Source organism: Pseudomonas sp. 32A (assembly GCF_052682255.1).
In genome coordinates this window covers 942558-960865 of the sequence record NZ_JBQYLY010000001.1, presented here as the reverse complement: position 1 = coordinate 960865, position 18308 = coordinate 942558, and the positions used below count along the sequence as shown (strand labels likewise).

The window sequence follows — 18308 nt, the reverse complement described above, 5'->3', positions numbered from 1 at the left end:
GAGAGATTCTCTGTAGAGACCGGCGGCATCATGCAGGGTTCTGCCGACGTCTATTCCCGGAAAGATGTTACGGGCCGTTGCCAACTAAGCTTTCGCTAAGGTTGGTTTTGCACAGTGAAACCTCCTATGCCTGTTGAGAGTGTTTCTGTGCGCAACAAGCCTTTTTCCTACAAATTTTTCATACGCGCGCCTTTAACGATCTGCAGTCTGCTCCTGGTGTTTCTAGCTGCCTGGATCAGTCACCCGCCCCACGTGCTGGCGCCGTTTGCCCAAGCTGGCAAGGATACGTACCCCGCAGCGGCCGCCCCACAATACAGCAGCCGCTTCGTCTCCTCGCAGCTCAATGACTTTGTGCACTCATCCTCGGTCACTGCCCTGCCCGGCGGCGACCTGATGGCCGTATGGTTTGCCGGCTCCCGCGAAGGCGCTGCCGATGTGCAGGTGCGTACCGCGCGCTTTGACGCGAAAAGCGCCGAATGGGGCCCGGAGCAAGTACTCGCCACCCGGGAAAGCACCCGCGACGGCACTCACCGTTACATCCGCAAGCTGGGCAACCCGGTGATCGCCCTGGCGCCGGACAATCGCCTGTGGATGTTCTACGTCTCGGTATCGGTGGGCGGCTGGGCCACCAGCGCGATCAATGTAATGGTCTCGGACGACCTCGGCACGCACTGGTCTGCACCTCGGCAATTGGTCACTTCGCCGTTTTTCAACATCAGCACGTTGGTGCGCGCCGCACCGGTATTTCATGCCGACGGCTCCATCGGGCTGCCGGTGTACCACGAGTTCATGGGCAAATTCGCCGAGTACCTGTACTTGAGCCCCGACGGGGCGGTGATCGACAAATTCCGGATCAGCCGAGGGAAGAATTCGCTGCAACCGACCATCGTCCCGCAGGACGGCCAGCGCGCCATCGCCATGTTGCGTTACGCCGGCGAGACTCATCACAAGGTCCTCGCCAGCCGCACCGAAGACGCGGGCCAAACCTGGAGCGAGCCCTATCCACTGGAGCCGTCCAACCCCAATTCCTCGTTGGCAGCCGTCAGCACTGAAGGCGACGGCTTGCTGGTGGCCCTCAACGACCTGCGGGACGGTCGCTTCAAGCTCAGCCTGTACGGCACCGATGCCAAGCTCAACCAGTGGCGCACCGTGGTGGAACTGGACCAATCCCCCGACCCCTTGGGCCAACCGTTCTCCCCCGAAGCCTATAAGGAAATTATCGGTGAAGGCTTCCGCGCCTCCAGCGGTGCCCTGCGCCTGCCGCTGGAGCAACGCTTCCTCAGCAGCCTGGATTACCGGGTGTGCAAACCCCGTGGCTGCGATTTCGAATACGAATACCCGTATTTCAGCCGCAGCCCGGACGGCATGTACCACCTGGTTTACTCGTGGAATAACACCTTTATCAAACACGTCAGCTTCAACGAAGCCTGGCTGTCGGAGCGCCTGTGATGTATTCCATATGGCAAGCGCATTTGAGTTTTGTGCTGTTGGGTTTTGTCCTGCTCAGCCTGCTGCGCGTAACGGCGCCCTGGCGCCCATGGCTGCTGCCGATGTTGGTGGTGGTGAGTTTTATCCCGGCCAACGAACTGCCGCTGGCGGCGTACGTGCGCAGCTTCACCGATGACCTGGCCATCAGCACCCTGGTGTTGTTGGCGTGGGTCAGCCTGTGCCGTTTGGGCGTGGTGCAGCCGCTCCAGCGCCCGCAGAAGGTCCAGGTGTTGCTGCTGTTTGGCGCACTCAGCCTGGCGCTGTACCCCGCGACGATGGGCCTGACCTACTTCGATCCGTACCGCTGGGGCTTCAATCCCCGGCCGATGATTGTGCTGATCGGCTTGGCAGCGCTGTTGATGCTCTGGCTGCGTAATACCTTGGCTGTGTGGATGCTCGCGGCGGGCACTTTGGCGTTTGCGCTGCGGCTCAAGGCCTCGGAAAACTACTGGGACTATCTGATCGACCCACTGCTGACGGGCTATTGCCTGGCGGCCGGGTTGTGGATGCTGGCGCTGGCTGCCTGGCGCCCTCTTTTAAAACTGCACAGAGGTCAATGATGGGATGGTTGTACTCGCGCCGCCTGCGCTACGGCGTGGGCGCGATCGGTTTGGTATTTGCGTTGCTGGCGGCACTGCGGCTGGTGTTTGTATTGGGATTTTCCGGGGTCGACCTCAGGGAACCTGCACTGCTGGAAACCTTCGGGATAGGCCTGCGTTTCGACCTGCGCCTGGCGGTGCTGATCCTGCTGCCCCTGGCCCTGCTCGCCTGGCTGCCACGCTGGAACCTGCTGACCGTCCCCGCCCTGCGCTGGTTGGCGCGGGGTTATCTGCTGCTGGCATTGGGCATCGTCGGGCTGGTGTACATCATCGACTTCGGCCACTACGCCTACCTCGGCGTGCGCATCAATGCCACGGTGCTGCGTTATCTGGAAGACGCGCAGATTTCCCAGCAGATGGTGTGGGAAACCTACCCGGTGCTGTGGATAACCTTGAGCTGGCTTACCGCAGTCGGCCTGTGGACCTACGCCCTGGTTCGTCTTGAACGCATCACCCTGGATGGCGAACGCAAACCCATCGGCAAGCTGACCATTGCATCCGTGGCCACCGTTGGCGTGATCGCGATCTTGCTGGCCCTGCTCGGCCGCGTCGCCAACCTCAATCTCGAAAACCCGGTGCCCCTGCGCTGGAGCGATGCGTTCTTTTCCGGCAACAACCAGATCGCTGCCGTAGGCCTTAATCCGGTGCTGTTTTTATACGACACCCTCAAGGTCGGCCAGTCGCAATTCGATGAGGCGCGGGTGCGCGAGCACTACCCGGAAGTTGCGAATTATCTGGGGGTCAGCCAACCCGATCCCGAGCAATTGAGCTTCGCCCGCGAACAAGCCGTGCAGCCTTATCGGCTCAAGGGCGAGCGCCCGCCGAACGTGATTTTCGTGATGCTCGAATCCCTCGGCACCAGCGCTGTGGGCGCCTACGGTAACCCGCTGAACCCCACGCCGAACCTCGACAAACTGGCGAAGGAAAGCTGGTTCTTCAAACACTTCTACGTGCCCGTCACCGGCACCGCCAAAACCGTGTGGGCGAGCATCACCGGCGTACCCGACGTTACCCGCCAGGAGACGGCCACCCGCAACCCGCTGATCACCCGGCAACACACCTTGATCAATGCGTTCGAGAATTATCAGAAGCTCTACATGATCGGCGGCAATGCCGGCTGGGCGAATATCAACGCGCTGATCCGCCAAAGCATCGACGGCGTGAAGCTCTATGACGAAAGCCACTGGCGCTCGCGACGGGTGGATGTGTGGGGCGTTTCCGACCTCGACCTGTTCAAGGAAGGCGACGAACTGCTGCGCGCCATCCCCAAGGACCAACCGTTCTTCGCCTACCTGCAAACCTCCGGCAACCACCGCCCGTTCACCATCCCCAAGAACAACGACGGCTTCGTGGTGCATGACCTGACCGTGGAACAAGTCCAGGCCGCGGGCAGTCGCAGCGTCGAGCAATACAACGCTGTACGCCTGCTGGACTTCAACATTGGTCGCCTTATGGAAATCGCCAAGGCCGGGGGTTATTACGACAACACCATCTTCGTGTTCTTCGGTGACCACAACACCCGCATCAGCCAGATCCCGCACATGGCGCCGGCGTTCGAGCAGCTTGGTCTGGAAAGCAACAACGTGCCGATGATGATCCACGCACCCGGCCTGCAACCCCGGGTGATCGAAGAAGCCGTCGGCCTCGCAGACCTGCTGCCGACCGTCGCCGGCATGGCGGGCATTGCGTTTCGCAATGGCGCCATGGGCCGGGATATCCAGCAGCCTGCGCCGGAAGGCGAGCGGGTGGTGCCGCTGGTATTGCGCGAGGGCACCTTCCCGCTGATCGGTGGCGTGACCAAGGACTTCCTGCTGCAAATGGAACACGACGGCAGCTCGCCCACCCTGCATGACCTGGCGTCGCAAACGCCAAGGGACGATGTGGCCCAGGAATACCCGGAAGAGTTTCAGCGCTTGCAGGGACTGACTCGCGGGCTGCATGAGAGTGCACGGTTGATGTTGTTCCGCAACGTTCGCTGAAGGCACCTGCCCGGGATCAACCCCGTATATCGGCAGGAAAAAATTGCGGCAACGTGCAGTCATTCTCGCCCGCGATGCATAAGCTGCTGTCGGGGTCCATGTAGTCCTTGTAGGAGCCTTGGCCGATAAATGCGGCACTGTCGCCATGGCAGTTGGGGCCGTCCGCGCCTTCGTCTGCGCAATACGCAGGCTTACCATCGAACTGGAAAATGATGACCTGATCCGTACCTGGGTTACCGGCGACGGTGTTACTCGCAAACTGACGAACAGGTGCGGATGGGGTCACGGCGGCCGGTGCGTTGCGAGCCTTCTCGCGAGCATCGATTTCAGCAACCATTACGTCGAAACGGCTATTCATGCGCTGCACTGATTCACGAGCGGCTTTACCCGACTTCTCGAACAGCGCCCAAAGATGAAGCTCGTCATTCGGACCATCGTTCATCGTGAGTGTGTGGTTGCCGTCGGTGATCTGCAGTGCGAGCAAACCGTTGACCTGTGCGGTGCTGCGCAAGAACCGCTTCGGAATGACCGTGAACACCAGCTTGAGTTGCCGACCGTTGCCCACATCGGCCGAAGCTTCAACCAACTTCAGCCCGGTTGCCTGTTCAGCACGCGTGGCTTCTGGCGTTTGCAGGTACTCGAACTTGACGCTGGAAAGGCTCTTGTTGTCTTCGAGCGCGTCTTCAAGTTCCATCGACATATCGATACCGGTGCGGGCCAACAGGTTGTGCACACGCTCGGGATCCTGCCCGCGAATACCGGTGAAGGGAATGATTTCGTCAGGGGTCAGTTCTTCAACGGCATTGATGGCGTTGTTGGAGAACACGTAAAACGGCAGGTAGAACACCATCGAAACAATGGTGAGGGTGAGCCAGATTCGGAAAAGCGTTCGCATAGTCATCCTTGAGGGTTGAGCGAGAAGAGATATCCGCAAACAACAAAGAAGTCATTATGCCATCATTGGGCATTACAGGGTTGCCAACCATTCCAGCCCTGTCTTTCATTGATTTCATGGAATAAATGCAATGAACCTCCAAACTGATGTTTTCAACGCCCTTACCGACTGCGCCCTTGTCGACAACGAGCCCGTGGCAGTCATGTCGCCTTACATCACCGGGAAAACGCTGCGCAGCTTTTTAAAGAATAGAGGGCCAGCAAAAATTTATACCCTGTTTCACCCGGAGCTGTTTGCAAGCAACAGCTCCGACCTGAAAACCCTCAAAGGCCTTTTGACAGACCAGCATGAGATCTATCAGGTCGCCCAACTGCACGCGAAGGTAATCGTGGTGGGCAACAGAATGGCGACGCTGGGCAGCCAAAACTTCACGACAAACGGCCAGAGAAACAAAGAGCTGAGTATTTCCACCGAGCAACGAACCAAGATAACCGCCATCAAGAAGCAAATAGACCAATGGCAGGTCGGCGCAACGCCTGTGACAAAAGAGCGAATCAAGGCGATGGAAGCCGCGGTGGTAAGCCTGAAGGCAAAATACCAGGACTATAAAAAAGCCTGCGCTGACGTCGCCGATGCTTTTGAAAAGACCGACAACGCGCAGTCTGCCAAAGACGACATCAGCAGTGTCATCGTCAAGTCCATCGCAAAACTTCGCAGTTCGGCGCCCCTTTCGGCCCAAGTTAAAGTCGTTAACTTCAACGATGAAGGTAAAGCAAAACTGTCGCTCTATCCGCCAAAGGACCAGAGTTTCCTGGAGTGGAAAATCGATTCAGAACCCTACTCGCTCGAACCCAAGCAACGCTATTTTTGCGTGCTCGACAGCCAGAAACTTGGGTGGGCAAGGATCAATAAAACACGGATTACTTTCGTCGCCGATAACGTGGTACTGGACTTCGAAGAGTTCCCGCTACGCCCGGACTGGAAGATCCATGTGTCGGCCAAACCCAAGGCACGCCAGCACAAAAATGGTCAATCCAACTTGATGCTGAACATCTACGACTCAAAAGGCAGAGGGCTTTGTTGCGTCTTTATGAGGTTTGACTTCGATTCCGCGCACTCCTTTGCACCTGTGGCGTTTACAGGCGATAACCGCGGCGCTCAAAAGGCTACAGCCAAGGAGCAAGCACAAAGCAAAGCCTGGATACGCAAACACCAGGACCAGTTCGACAAAGAAATCATCAACGTAATTACAACGCCGTTCACCTTTGAAAAGGCGTACACCGGCAAACGCGGGGAGTTTTTCGGCAAGCCACAATCCGTCAACACCGTAGAACTGAAGCTCTATCACGACCAGCCATTCCTGGCAGTGAGCGCCGTGGGGAAAAGGCAGAAATCCTGATTAATTTCGCAGGCTGGGGACGATCACCGTTATCGGGGTGCATCCCGTCAATCCAGTAACGCTGCACCTTTGAGCAACGCGTAGAGCCCTTCCGGCACCAATGGCGACTGCGCAGTAAAGCTTGAGCTGTCCTTCCAACTCACCTTGAACGCAAAACCGTTGCTTTCGGCACCATCGAGGTACGGTTGCTCGTACAGGCTCTGGTCCTCAAATTGGCCATCATAGACCTGGACGATCTCGTGCCCGGGGTTGCCGTCATAAGTGAAGATGCTTTCAAGCGTACCGAGCAGGCGCAGGCTGTGAATAGGCTGCGCCAGTTCTTCCTGCACCTCTCGTACGATCGCCTCGGCGCTGTGTTCACCGAATTCGATGCCGCCACCGATGGGACGAAATACCGTCTGCTGTTTCACCGCATCCTGGAATTCGTGAACCAGAATTCGGCCGTTGCGGTGGAAGATGCAGAGCGCGAGCGCCCGGATACGCGGTGCGACCATGGGTGAAATCCTTGTCTTGGGATCGGTGTTTATTGCGCCTGAAATGTCGCAAGGTACGCCAGCAAGTTGTCGATCTTCTCCTGGTCGCTGATCCCCCAGAAAATCATCCGGGTGCCGCTCACCACCTTTTTCGGCGCCTCGATATAGGCGGCCAGCTTGTCCCGCGTCCAGACCACGCCTGAATTTTTCATCGCATCTGAATACTGGTAATCCGTGGTGGTGCCAGCCGGACGGCCAATGATGCCGTTGAGCTGCGGCCCGAAACCGCCCCGGGCGTTTTCACCGACGCTATGGCAACCGCCGCAAGTCTTGCTGAACAGCTTTCCACCGGCTTCGGCATCGCCTTCTGCGACGGCCTGGAGACTGAAGACCCCACCGATGAAGGCAATAGCCAGTAAAGCGGCGTATTTCATGAGTGGCTCCCCACAGGTCGTTCGCCCAACCGCTGCACCAGATAGCCATCCGGATCTTGCACGATGAATTGCCGTTGGCCCGCTTCCACCTCGCCCGCCCGATACCAGGCGTCTTCGACCTCGCGGAACAGCGGCCAGCCGATGGCAGCCAGACGCTGCAAGACAGGCGCCACGGCAGGCACATCGATTTGCAAATTGATGCCTCGTCCCAGAGGTTTTTCCAGCGGTGCGGTCAACCACTGGCCGGCATCCGGTTCGTATTGCTCCAGCATGATTTGCGCGCCTTGCAGGTCGAGGTAGGCAAAGCCTTCTTCGGAGCGCTGATAGGCAATGTCGAATCCCAACTGGGTGACCCAGAAGTCGAGGCTCGCCGTGAGACCTGTGACGATGAGCTCGGGAACAAGGGGGTTGCGGATGAACATAAGGATCCTTGGGGGCTTGGTCGGCGTTGTAGAGATTAACATCTGGAAACAGCCACTCAATTGATATGGAGCGCCTTGCCCTGCCGCAGACAACCAAATGACCACCCATCGTATAAAACACATCCAATCGAACCTAATCTACGACGCCCCACTCCACCTTACTTAACCCGGATGGTGGAGTAAGGATCATGGCTCAGCCATCGATATTGGTGCTGGAAGACGACGAAATCATTCGCTCGTTGATGGTGGATGTACTGGAGGATTTCGGTGCGGTGGTGACCTCGTTCCCCTCCGCAGACGAAGGAATGATTTTTCTTGAACGGGCCAGCGATCCGGTAGACTTGATTGTCAGCGATATCCAGATGCCCGGCCTGCTCAATGGCTACGATTTGAGCAAGGTAGTCGCCCATCGCTGGCCGACGCTGCCAGTGGTACTGACCTCGGGCAACACCGCAATGGCCTCGCAGTTGGGTGGTACCGTGCGATTCTTGCCCAAGCCGTGGACCACCCAGCGCCTGCTCGATTGCGTGCAGTCGGCTCTGGTGCAGGCCTCGCCCATGCATTGATAGCATCGCGACATCAGCCACCCGAACTTCGAGGCAGTTCCTGCGGTCAGTTATCAGGCAACCTTATATGGCCAGCAGGCCCCCAGTTCGAGTTTACTGAATGTATTCACAGGCCCATGACGTTGGTGCGCCACCTGTACTTGAAGCCCTGCGCTCGGGTACCGCGTTACTGCACGTCGCCCTGGAAAAGCGCTTGCCGTTTTTCTCTGCGCAGCTGGATCACGACGGCTACCGACGCCTGCTCCAGGCCTACCACGGGTTCTACAAACCCCTGGAAGCAACGCTGAACGACAGCGGTTTGATCCCTGTGGGATTTGATCAGGTGCTGCGTGTGAAGACGCCGACCTTGTTGAGGGACCTCCACGCCCTGGGGCTCGACGACCAAGCCATCGCTGCACTCCCCCTTTGCTCTTCGCTGCCGCCCCTGGACACACCCGCCGCCTGCCTGGGCGCGCTGTACGTGATAGAAGGCGCCACGCTGGGCGGTCAGATCCTGCGCCGGGAAATGGACCAACGCCTGGGACTGGGTGCCGACAATGGCGGCGCGTTTCTCAATGTGTATGGCGCTGAAACCGGCCGGCGCTGGAAAGACTTTCTCGATTACCTGAACCATGTGCCCCTCGACGCGCACGCTAAACTGCGCGCCGTAAACGCGGCCCGTTCGACATTCAGCTGCTTTGAGCAATGGCTCGACAGCCAGGAGGTACTGCTATGAAACCCGATGATTTTGAAGAGCTGCTTGCCAACTGTGCCGACGAGCCCATCCGCTTCCCCGGTGCTATCCAGCCTCACGGCGCGCTGCTGACCTTGTCCGAGCCTGAGCTGCATATCGTGCAGGTCAGCGCTAACGTGGCCGAGCTGTTCAACCACTCTCCGGAATCCCTGCTGGGCCAACCGTTGCACAGGTTAATCGGCGCAGAACATGCCGAAGCCGTCCGGGCCATGGTCACGCAAAACAGCTTTTTCGACGCCGCACCGCTGCACATGACCCTCAACGGCGCCGAGTTCGAAGGGCTGCTGCACCGCCATCAGGATGTGCTGGTGCTGGAGTTCGAACAACGGCTCAAGGATTTCCAGCCGCGTGCAGTCAATGGCCGAACCAGCAACCTGGGCAAGATGCTGCAACGCCTGCAGTCGGCGAAAACCCTGCAAGCCTTGTATGAAATCAGCGTCAACGAAATCCAGGCCATGACCGGCTATGACCGCGTGCTGATCTATCGCTTCGAAGAGGAAGGCCACGGCCAGGTGATCGCTGAAGCGTCCGCCCCGTCGATGGAATTGTTCAACGGCCTGTTCTTCCCGGCGTCCGACATCCCCGAACAAGCCCGGGAGCTGTACCGCACCAACTGGCTGCGAATCATCCCCAATGCCGACTATGAGGCAGTGCCGCTGGTGCCCAGGTTGCGCCCGGACACCGGCCAGCCCCTGGACCTGAGCTTCGCCACGCTGCGTAGCGTGTCGCCGATTCACTGCCAGTACATGAAAAACATGGGGGTGTTGTCGTCCATGAGCATTTCCCTGATGGCCGGCGACAAACTCTGGGGCCTGATCAGTTGCGGCAACCGCCAGCCGCTGCTGGTGCCCAATGACTTGCGCACCGCGTGCCAGACCATCGGCCAGGTGCTGTCGTTGCAGATCAGTGCCATGGAGGCCCTGGACATCAGCCGCCAGCGCGAAGAAAAGGTCGAGGCCCTGGCCTTGCTCAGCCAGGCCATGCAGGCCTCACCCGCGAATGTCTTCGATGGCCTCGCACAGCGTCCGCAATTGCTGATGGACCTGACCCTCGCTGGCGGTGTGGCGATCATTGAAGACAAACAACTGCACTGCTACGGCAACTGCCCGGAACCTGCGCAAATCCGCGCCCTGCACAAGTGGCTGCAAGAAACGGGTCAGCCGGTATTTGCCAGCCATAACCTGTCCGCGGTGTACCCACCGGCAGCTGAATATCAGCACGTCGCCAGTGGTGTGCTGGCCATGAGTTTGCCCAAGCCGGTAGACAATGGCGTGTTGTGGTTTCGCCCCGAGGTGAAGGAAAACATCAACTGGAGCGGCGACCCGAACAAACCGCTGGACCTGGAAAGCACCGAAGCGGGCCTGCACCTTCGCCCCCGCACCTCGTTTGAAATCTGGAAGGTGGAGATGGCCGGCATTTCCACCAAATGGAGCCACGGCGACCGCTTCGCCGCCAACGACCTGCGCCGCTCGGCCCTGGAAAACGACCTGGCCCGCCAGGTACTGCGCGAACAACAAGCGGTGCGCGCCCGGGATGAACTGGTGGCGGTGGTCTCACACGACCTGCGCAACCCGATGACCGTTATCTCGATGCTCTGCGGCATGATGCAAAAAGCCTTCAGTTCCGAAGGGCCACACACTTCGCGACGGATTTCCTCGGCCATCGACACCATGCAACAAGCCGCCGCGCGCATGAATGTGTTGCTTGAGGATTTGCTCGATACCTCGAAGATCGAAGCCGGGCGCTACACCGTCAAGCCGGTGGCCCTGGACGTGAGCCAGATGTTCGAGGAGGCCTATGCACTGCTGGCGCCCCTGGCGATGGAAAAGGGCATCGATTTGTCCTTCAACGCCGAGCCCGGGCTGCAAATCAATGCCGACCCGGAGCGGCTGTTCCAGGTGCTGTCGAACCTGATCGGCAACGCCATCAAGTTCACCCCGCGCCAGGGCAATATCGGCATCAGTGCGTTGAGCAATGGCAAAGAGATTGTGTTTTCGGTGCGTGACTCCGGCGAAGGGATCGCCCCGGATCAGTTGCCGCATGTGTTTGATCGCTACTGGACTCAAACCGAAAACAATCCCACCGGCAGCGGCCTGGGGCTGTACATCACCCAAGGCATCGTGCAGGCCCACGGCGGGCGGATCGAGGCTGAAAGTGAGTTGGGCCGGGGCAGCGAGTTTCGGTTTACGGTGCCCAAGCCGGCTTGAAACGGCGCCTCATTGAGACGGCGAAGCAAATGGAAACCCAAAGGCCCGGAACGCTGGACCGGGCCAGGGCCACTGATCAGGACGCACTCAAAGGGAGGTGAATGCGCACACTTCACCTCCATTCTAATGAGAGCCAACATCTATGTCCTTTCCAATCATTGGCAGCGCTTTCCATATCCAATCCTTCAATCAACCCACTCAGTCGCCTCAAGCCACTCAACCCGTCCAACCTGTTCAGCCGGCCCCCAAACCAAACGATGAGCCCTCGCGTGGCAGCTCCAACCAGCAAAGTTTGCAGTCGAACAGCGGTAATCTGACTGATCTGGGAAAAGGCTATTTGCCGTGACGGTTTAAGCCTTCCTAAACCGGCAACACCACCACGGCGGCCAACCCGCCACACGGGCGATTTTCCAACGTCAGCGTTCCACCGTGTTCCAGGACAATCGCCCGTGCCGTGGAAAGTCCCAAACCGACCCCACCGGTACTTTTATTGCGTGAGCCCTCCAGCCGAAAGAACGGCAGGAACACTTGCTCATGCCGCTCCTGGGGGATGCCCGGGCCACGGTCCAGTACCCGAACCGTCACCACGCCCGGACTCTGTTGCAGTTCGATTTCCGGCGCCAGCCCATAGTGGATCGCATTGTCCATCAGGTTGGTCATCACTCGCTTGAGCCCCAACGGGCGACCGAAATACACCAGCCGTGGCGGGCCATTGAAGGTGATGTCGATGGACTGGTCGCGGTAGTCGTCAATCAGCGTTTGCAGCAACTCAGCGAGGTCCAGTTGGGTGGCCTGTTCCAGACGCGCATCGTCACGAAAGAACTCCAGAGCGGTGTTGATCATCGCCTGCATCTCGTCGACATCCCGGAACAGGCGGTGCTGCTGGTCGGCATCCTCGATAAATTCACCCCGCAGGCGCAGGCGGGTCAGCGGCGCACGCAGGTCATGGGAAATCGCGGCGAGCATCTGGGTGCGGTCCTGGATGAAGTGCTGCAACTGCGCCTGCATGCCGTTGAACGCGAGGATCGCCTGGCGAATTTCGTGGGGGCCGACCGGCTCAACGGGCGGCGCACGAAAGTCGGCGCCGAAACGGCGTACGCCCTGGGTGAAATGCTGTAACGGCCGGGCCAGGCGCCGGGTGGCAATCAGCGTAACCAACGCGGTGGAAATCAGCACCAGCATCAGCACCACCAGGCTGCGCGGGCCTTCCGCCAGGCCCCAACTGCGGGACGGCGCGCTGAATACCAGCCACGACTGGTCAACCAACTGCACCAGCAGCACATAGTGCCCGCCGGGGCCCGGCCAATCAGATGGCTCATAGACCTCCATTCGCCGTTCCGGCCCCTTGAGCAGCTGTTTAAACAGCTGATCGGAATGAAAAACCGGGTCTTCCAGAATCGGCACATCAATACCTGCGCGAGTGGCCGACCAACTCACGTTGAAACTGTCGTCACCCACCGCCTGCGTCAGTGGTGGGCGCTGGGTAGGCTCCGCGGCTTCGATCATCCGTACGATCACCGCGACCTTTTCCAACAGGCCCGTTTCACTCAACGGCGGCCTGGCCCAGACGCCTGCCAGTTGCACGAACAACGCGTTGAAGGCCAGCGCAGTGAGCATCGCAATCAGGATGGTCAGGGCAATCCAGCGGGCCACGGTGTCCCGGGGTTTGAAGCGGCTCATGGGCGGGTCACCGCGACGGTGAACTGGTAACCACCGTTACGCACGGTACGAATCATCGCCGGGCGCTTGGTGTCGAACTCCAGCTTGCGTCGCAGGCGGCTGACCTGCACGTCGATGCTGCGGTCGAACGCGTCGTGGCTATGGCCCCGCGCCAGGTTCAGCAATTGCTCGCGGGTCAATACGCGCTGAGGGTGTTCGACGAACACCAGCAGCAGGTCGAACTCCCCGGACGACAACGGGATCATCACCTGGTCCGGCGAACGCAACTCCCGGCGCGTCAGGTCCAGTTGCCAACCGGCGAAGCGAATCAACGGGCGCGACACATCCCCCAACGTCGGCCGGCTCTCACCCGCCCGACGCAGCACGGCGCGCACCCGGGCGAGTAGCTCACGGGCGTCGAAAGGTTTGCTCAAGTAGTCATCGGCGCCCATTTCCAGGCCCACCACGCGATCACTCAACTCGCCCATGGCGGTCAGCATGATCACCGGCGTCGCGTATTGCTGGCGCAGGCGTTGACATAGCAACAGGCCGTTATCCCCCGGCAGCATCAGGTCGAGGATGATCAGGTCGGCAGGCAGGCGCTCCATGGCCGCCCACAGGTCGGGGCCGTTGGCGGCGGTCTCGACCGTGTAGCCATGTTGCAGAAAAAATTTCTTCAGCAGGGCGAGGACCTCAAGGTCATCGTCCACGATTAAAAGATGGCTCACCGATGGGCATCACTTGGTCTTGTGGATGCGCCATCTAAAACCATTCGAGGCGGCTCGTCATATATTTCAATCGTGCAATAAAGCGTCAACGGCGCAATAAAGCAGACATCTTTGCGCAAGCCTCGAATGCCAGCATCGGCCTCCTTTTTCCGGAGACTGGACTTATGCGCTCGTTGACGTACCCCCAGCACCTGGCTCGCCAGGCCGTGCTGTGGCTGACCGTGTCTTACCTGACGGGCTGCGCAAGCCCGGCCGACGTGGCGAGTACCACACGCTGCGCACAGCTTTCCTACCCGGTGTATGACCCTGCCGAGCCGGTCAACCGGGGCGTCTTCGCCTTCAACCGCGCGGTGGACGACTATGCCCTGGCGCCTGTAGCCCGCGGCTACCGATACCTGCCGGATTTTTTCCAGCAGGGTGTGCATAACTTCGCCAGCAACTTCAGCGAACCCAAGGTATTCATCAACGACCTGCTGCAAGGCAACGCTCGGCGCTCGGTCAACACGCTGGGACGCTTTGCGGTGAACACCACCGTGGGCATCGTCGGGTTGATTGATGTTTCGGACCCGCTGGGCATCCCTCGTCACACCGCCGACTTCGGCCAGACCTTTGGCGTGTGGGGGATTGGCAACGGCCCCATCGTGGAACTGCCTTTGCTGGGCACCGGCAACAGCCGCGATGCGGCGGGCAAGGTCTTGAACTTCCTGGTGGCGCCGCTGGGCGACAGCGATACCGTACAAACCCTGGACACCATCAGCCTGGTAGGCGGCACGGTGGATACGCGCGCGTCGCTGCTGCCGCTGACCGACAGCCTGCAAAAACTACCGGACTACTACAGCGCCTTGCGTAATGTGGTGGCCGAACACCGCGCGGCCTTTGTGCAGGAAGGCAAGCAGGGGGCGACGTCGCCTCGGGCCGATGATTGCGCCAAGGGGGCCGGCGATGATTTCTGATTCAGGTTCACTGGTCCTGAAACAGCAGGTCCGCAAACGCGGGGACAAGGCTCTGCTCTGTCGGGAAACGCGCCTGCATCTCTCTGGCGACCAGAATCAGCTGATCCTCAGTCGCTATGTCGAACACTACAGCCCGCAGGGTGTGCGATGGGTCGAGCGCCAACACAGCGTGGCACTGGCTGATGTGATGCACTGGCTGATTACCTTGGGAGAAACATCCATCACGACCCATGCCCCTATAAGAAGGAGCACCTGACAACGTCATAATTTGACGCGAGACGTTTATAGCGAGGCAACCGGGGGATGGGTAATTTCTCGCTCTCCTTGATAGCGCGGGTTATCAAGGCAGACCTCCTCTCCTTAAAAGGAACATCGCCATGATCAATGCTATGAACAGCTCCTTTGCACAATTGCACACCCCCTCGGCCCCCACTGAACAACCTGCGCCGGTACGAAACAAGCGAAGCCTTGAACCGTTCGCCGAAGCGAGGGATACGGTTGACTACAACGGCGCCTCGGCCAGCGACCGGGGTCGTAAAAATTCCGGCGGCCTGGACAACCTCGGCGGCGGCCGCCTGCCCTGACGCTCCAAACGGAGGGCAGCAGCGTTGCCCTCTCGGTGGGTGTCATGCCTTGACAAAACACTGACATCCATTGCGTTACCCTTTGCCCCCAACCTGTAATGAGCCGTGGCCTTCATGCTACAACCCGCCCACCTTCCTGCCGTACTCGCCGGCCCGCTGCTGCGACGCCTGGAACCCCAGCGCCTGGTGATGTGGCTGGTGGGAAGTCGTGCCCTGGCATTGACCCTGAGGCTGCAAGTCGCCCAAGGCGAGACGCTGGATATCGAACTGGACGCCAGCCGCTGCCAGGTCGTGCCCGTCGGGCGCCAGGCCTTTATCCACCTGATCGACGTGCCGCTGGACAACGCCCTGCCCCAGGATGTGAGCATCGGCTATGACCTGCTGGTAAACGGTGCCGGCATCGCCGAATGGGCGCCGCACCTGCTGTATCCGGGCGCCCAAGGCCCGAACTTCGTCCTGCACAGCCGCATCCATCAGTTGGTACACGGCTCATGCCGCAAGCCTCACCACCGCGCCGATGAAGGTTTGCTGTGTGTCGACCGACTGCTGGCCGAGTCGACCACTGTCGAAGAACGCCCGGCCTTGTTGATGATGAGCGGCGACCAGGTCTATGCCGATGATGTCGCGGGGCCGATGCTGAGGGCCATTCATGCGTTGATTGCCCGTCTCGGCCTGTTCGACGAACACCTCGACGGTGCCGTCGTCGACAACAGCGCAGCACTCTATGAGCATGCCGCCAGCTACTACCATCGAGCCGATCTGTTGCCCGCCCTGGAGAGCAACGAGACCTTGCGCGAACGTTTTTTTGGCGGTGTGAAGAAGCCGATTTTCACCAGCAGCAGCGCCGATAACCACCTGGTGACCTTCGCCGAGGTCATGGCAATGTACTTGCTGGCCTGGTCGCCCGTGCCGTGGGGCCTGATCAACCCGCAAGCACCTCAACTGCGCGCCGAAGGGCACGTACGCTACGCCCACGAGCAAGTGCAGATCGACAAGTTTCAGGACGGCCTGGGCGGCGTATCCAGGGTATTGGCCCACCTTTCGTGCCTGATGATCTTCGACGACCACGACATCACCGACGACTGGAACCTCAGCGCCCAATGGGAAGAAACCGCCTACGGCCACCCGTTCTCCAAGCGCATCATCGGCAACGCGCTGTTGGCTTACCTGCTATGCCAGGGCTGGGGCAATAACCCGGATGCGTTTGACACGGTGCTGGGCAAAACCCAGGCCCTGACCGCCCAGACCCATGGCAACTACCTGGATGCGGTCGCTCAGGATGAGCTGATAGACGAACTGCTGAAGTTCCAGCAATGGCATTACGTGCTGCCCACCACGCCCGCGCTGGTAGTACTCGATACCCGCACCCGGCGCTGGCGCAGTGAGTTCAACCTCAAGCAACCGTCGGGCCTGCTGGACTGGGAAGCTTTAAGCGAACTGCAACAGGAACTGCTGGATCACCCTTCGGCGATCATCGTTTCACCCGCGCCCATCTTTGGCGTCAAGCTGATCGAGACCGTGCAGAAGGCCTTCAGTTGGTGCGGCTACCCGCTGCTGGTGGACGCGGAAAACTGGATGGCCCATCGCGGTGCGGCGCAGGTGATCCTCAACATCTTTCGCCATTCCCGCACCCCAGGCAACTACGTGATCCTGTCCGGAGACGTGCACTACTCGTTCGTCTACGAAATCCTGATCCGCCACCGCAATGCCGGCCCGAAGATCTGGCAGATCACCAGCAGCGGCATCAAGAACGAATTCCCACCGCGACTGCTGGAATGGTTCGACCGCCTCAATCGCTGGCTCTACTCGCCTCGCTCACCGCTGAACTGGCTGACCCGACGCAGGCCCATGCAGGTTGAACCGCATATTCCGGAACACGCCGAGGCGGGTGAACGGTTGTGGAACTCTGCCGGGATCGGGCAGGTGTTTTTTAACCAGCAAGGGCAGCCTGAGGCGATCTATCAGCACAATGCCAATGGGTCGCCGAGAACGAGGATGGTGGCGCCCAATCAAAGGCAGACGCCCAGCAAATAGTGGCTCTAGGCCATATCCCCAGCTAGACCAAAGCACCCCTTCTAAGCGCCAAAGCGCCGTTGTACAGTACCGCCAGCCAAGGAGTATCGGCGTCAATAGTAACTGGCCATGAGAGCCAGCCCACGCAAGGAGTGCGAAATGGACGATACATCCGGCCAAGAACCATCAAGGAGCGACTTTACCGACCTCAACGCCGACATGCTGCATGCCATCATGGAGCTGGTCAGCGACGGGATCTGGGACTGGAACGCCAACACCGGTTTCGTCTACCGCAACCCCGGCTGGTACGAAATGCTCGGGTACGCCCATCACTCTCTGGAAAACAGCGTATTCACCTGGGAAAACGTGATTCATCCGGATGACTATCCTCAGGTGATGGTGCTGTTCGATAACTACATCAACCGTCGCACCACTCACTATCAAGCCGAATACCGCTGCCGCAAGAAAGACGGCTCCTACCTGTGGATTGAAGACCGTGGCTACGTGATCGCACGTAACGAAGACGGCTCGGTGGCGCGCATGGTCGGTGCCCACCGCAGCATTCAGGCACGCAAACAGTCCATCGAACAGCTGGAACGACGCAATCAATCCCTGGAAGCCCTGGTGGCCGAACGCACCCGCGAGCTGTCACGGGTCAATCAACAACTGCAGTTGCAACTGGATGAGAATCGCTCCCTGGCCGAACGCGACGCGTTGACCCGCGTGGCCAATCGTTACCGGCTGGAGCGGGTCCTGCTGGAAGAATGCGATCGTGCCCAACGGTTTCGCCTGCCGCTGTCGCTGATTGCCATGGACGTTGATGACTTCAAGCCAATCAACGACCAACACGGCCATGCCGTCGGTGATGAAACCCTGGTGCATGTGGTGCAATGCCTGGAAGCCTGCTTGCGCCACGGCGACTTGCTGGCCCGCTGGGGCGGTGATGAGTTCATGGTGATCGTGCCCAAAAGCACGTTGGAAACCGCGCGGGAATTGGCCGAACAGATGCGTTGTGCGCTCAAAAAGTTGCCCGCCGTAGGCAACTTCAAGGTGACGCTGAGCCTGGGTGTGGTGGAGCGGCGCAACGATGAAACACCCGCGAGCCTGATGGCCAGGGCCGATCAGGCGTTGTATCGCTCCAAGGCGGCGGGCAAGGACACCGTGTCTGAGTAAAAC

18 protein-coding genes are annotated in these 18308 nt (G+C 59.7%); 12 read left to right on the top strand and 6 right to left on the bottom strand.

Annotated elements, in window-relative coordinates:
* Window positions 1-180 precede the first annotated feature (180 nt).
* The 3 genes from ACUN0G_RS04325 to ACUN0G_RS04315 are packed head-to-tail and all read left to right on the top strand — an operon-like array spanning window position 181 to window position 4066.
* The gene (locus ACUN0G_RS04325) at window positions 181-1449 is read left to right on the top strand and encodes a sialidase family protein (protein WP_445575515.1); all 1269 of its coding nucleotides are present in this window, start codon (window positions 181-183) and stop codon (window positions 1447-1449) included.
* Window positions 1449-2048, top strand: coding sequence for a hypothetical protein (locus tag ACUN0G_RS04320; protein WP_445572773.1), 600 nt, complete (start codon window positions 1449-1451; stop codon window positions 2046-2048). The genes ACUN0G_RS04325 and ACUN0G_RS04320 overlap by 1 nt, the downstream gene beginning before the upstream one ends.
* The gene (locus ACUN0G_RS04315; RefSeq protein ID WP_445572772.1) at window positions 2048-4066 is read left to right on the top strand and encodes an LTA synthase family protein; all 2019 of its coding nucleotides are present in this window, start codon (window positions 2048-2050) and stop codon (window positions 4064-4066) included. The genes ACUN0G_RS04320 and ACUN0G_RS04315 overlap by 1 nt, the downstream gene beginning before the upstream one ends.
* 16 nt (window positions 4067-4082) lie before the next feature.
* Here the strand turns inward: ACUN0G_RS04315 and ACUN0G_RS04310 are convergent, their stop codons facing one another.
* On the bottom strand, window positions 4083-4961 hold the full coding sequence (locus ACUN0G_RS04310) for a hypothetical protein (protein WP_445572771.1): 879 nt from the start codon (window positions 4959-4961) through the stop codon (window positions 4083-4085).
* A gap of 130 nt (window positions 4962-5091) precedes the next feature.
* Between ACUN0G_RS04310 and ACUN0G_RS04305 the strand changes: the two genes are divergently transcribed.
* Window positions 5092-6360: a phospholipase D-like domain-containing protein gene (locus ACUN0G_RS04305; RefSeq protein ID WP_445572770.1), complete on the top strand. Its 1269-nt coding sequence runs from the start codon at window positions 5092-5094 to the stop codon at window positions 6358-6360.
* Window positions 6361-6407: 47 nt separating this feature from the next.
* Here ACUN0G_RS04305 and ACUN0G_RS04300 read toward each other — a convergent pair whose 3' ends face one another.
* From ACUN0G_RS04300 to ACUN0G_RS04290, 3 genes are read right to left on the bottom strand one after another with little or no spacing between them, the layout of a single operon-like run.
* Window positions 6408-6854, bottom strand: coding sequence for an NUDIX hydrolase (locus ACUN0G_RS04300; RefSeq protein WP_063033019.1), 447 nt, complete (start codon window positions 6852-6854; stop codon window positions 6408-6410).
* Between the two features lie 29 nt (window positions 6855-6883).
* Entirely contained in the window at window positions 6884-7267 is a 384-nt protein-coding gene (locus ACUN0G_RS04295; protein ID WP_421523527.1) for a c-type cytochrome, read from the bottom strand.
* Window positions 7264-7689, bottom strand: coding sequence for a bleomycin resistance protein (locus ACUN0G_RS04290; protein WP_445572769.1), 426 nt, complete (start codon window positions 7687-7689; stop codon window positions 7264-7266). Before ACUN0G_RS04290 ends, ACUN0G_RS04295 begins: the two co-directional genes overlap by 4 nt.
* A gap of 188 nt (window positions 7690-7877) precedes the next feature.
* On the opposite strand from ACUN0G_RS04290, the gene ACUN0G_RS04285 reads away from it, so the two are divergent.
* From ACUN0G_RS04285 to ACUN0G_RS04275, 3 genes are all read left to right on the top strand, one after another.
* On the top strand, window positions 7878-8255 hold the full coding sequence (locus ACUN0G_RS04285; protein ID WP_445572768.1) for a response regulator: 378 nt from the start codon (window positions 7878-7880) through the stop codon (window positions 8253-8255).
* 100 nt (window positions 8256-8355) lie between these two features.
* On the top strand, window positions 8356-8970 hold the full coding sequence (locus ACUN0G_RS04280; protein WP_421523524.1) for a biliverdin-producing heme oxygenase: 615 nt from the start codon (window positions 8356-8358) through the stop codon (window positions 8968-8970).
* Complete coding sequence (locus ACUN0G_RS04275) at window positions 8967-11195, top strand: ATP-binding protein (RefSeq protein WP_445572767.1); 2229 nt, start codon at window positions 8967-8969, stop codon at window positions 11193-11195. Before ACUN0G_RS04280 ends, ACUN0G_RS04275 begins: the two co-directional genes overlap by 4 nt.
* Window positions 11196-11555: 360 nt before the next feature.
* Here the strand turns inward: ACUN0G_RS04275 and ACUN0G_RS04270 are convergent, their stop codons facing one another.
* Together ACUN0G_RS04270 and ACUN0G_RS04265 are read right to left on the bottom strand one after the other, a co-directional pair.
* A complete protein-coding gene (locus ACUN0G_RS04270) occupies window positions 11556-12875 on the bottom strand; it encodes a HAMP domain-containing sensor histidine kinase (protein ID WP_445572766.1) in 1320 nt (439 codons plus the stop codon).
* The gene (locus ACUN0G_RS04265) at window positions 12872-13582 is read right to left on the bottom strand and encodes a response regulator (RefSeq protein ID WP_421523521.1); all 711 of its coding nucleotides are present in this window, start codon (window positions 13580-13582) and stop codon (window positions 12872-12874) included. The genes ACUN0G_RS04270 and ACUN0G_RS04265 overlap by 4 nt, the downstream gene beginning before the upstream one ends.
* Window positions 13583-13746: 164 nt before the next feature.
* Here ACUN0G_RS04265 and ACUN0G_RS04260 point away from each other — a divergent pair, with 164 nt between their 5' ends.
* The 5 genes from ACUN0G_RS04260 to ACUN0G_RS04240 all read left to right on the top strand — a co-directional run bounded on the left by ACUN0G_RS04260 (window position 13747) and on the right by ACUN0G_RS04240 (window position 18305).
* Window positions 13747-14535: an MlaA family lipoprotein gene (locus ACUN0G_RS04260; RefSeq protein WP_445572765.1), complete on the top strand. Its 789-nt coding sequence runs from the start codon at window positions 13747-13749 to the stop codon at window positions 14533-14535.
* Complete coding sequence (locus tag ACUN0G_RS04255; protein ID WP_445572764.1) at window positions 14525-14791, top strand: hypothetical protein; 267 nt, start codon at window positions 14525-14527, stop codon at window positions 14789-14791. The genes ACUN0G_RS04260 and ACUN0G_RS04255 overlap by 11 nt, the downstream gene beginning before the upstream one ends.
* A 121-nt stretch (window positions 14792-14912) precedes the next feature.
* The gene (locus tag ACUN0G_RS04250) at window positions 14913-15119 is read left to right on the top strand and encodes a hypothetical protein (protein ID WP_445572763.1); all 207 of its coding nucleotides are present in this window, start codon (window positions 14913-14915) and stop codon (window positions 15117-15119) included.
* 114 nt (window positions 15120-15233) lie between these two features.
* A complete protein-coding gene (locus ACUN0G_RS04245; protein WP_445572762.1) occupies window positions 15234-17153 on the top strand; it encodes an alkaline phosphatase D family protein in 1920 nt (639 codons plus the stop codon).
* Window positions 17154-17291: 138 nt separating this feature from the next.
* Window positions 17292-18305, top strand: a complete 1014-nt coding sequence (locus ACUN0G_RS04240; RefSeq protein WP_445572761.1) for a diguanylate cyclase — start codon at window positions 17292-17294, stop codon at window positions 18303-18305.
* Window positions 18306-18308 lie beyond the last annotated feature (3 nt).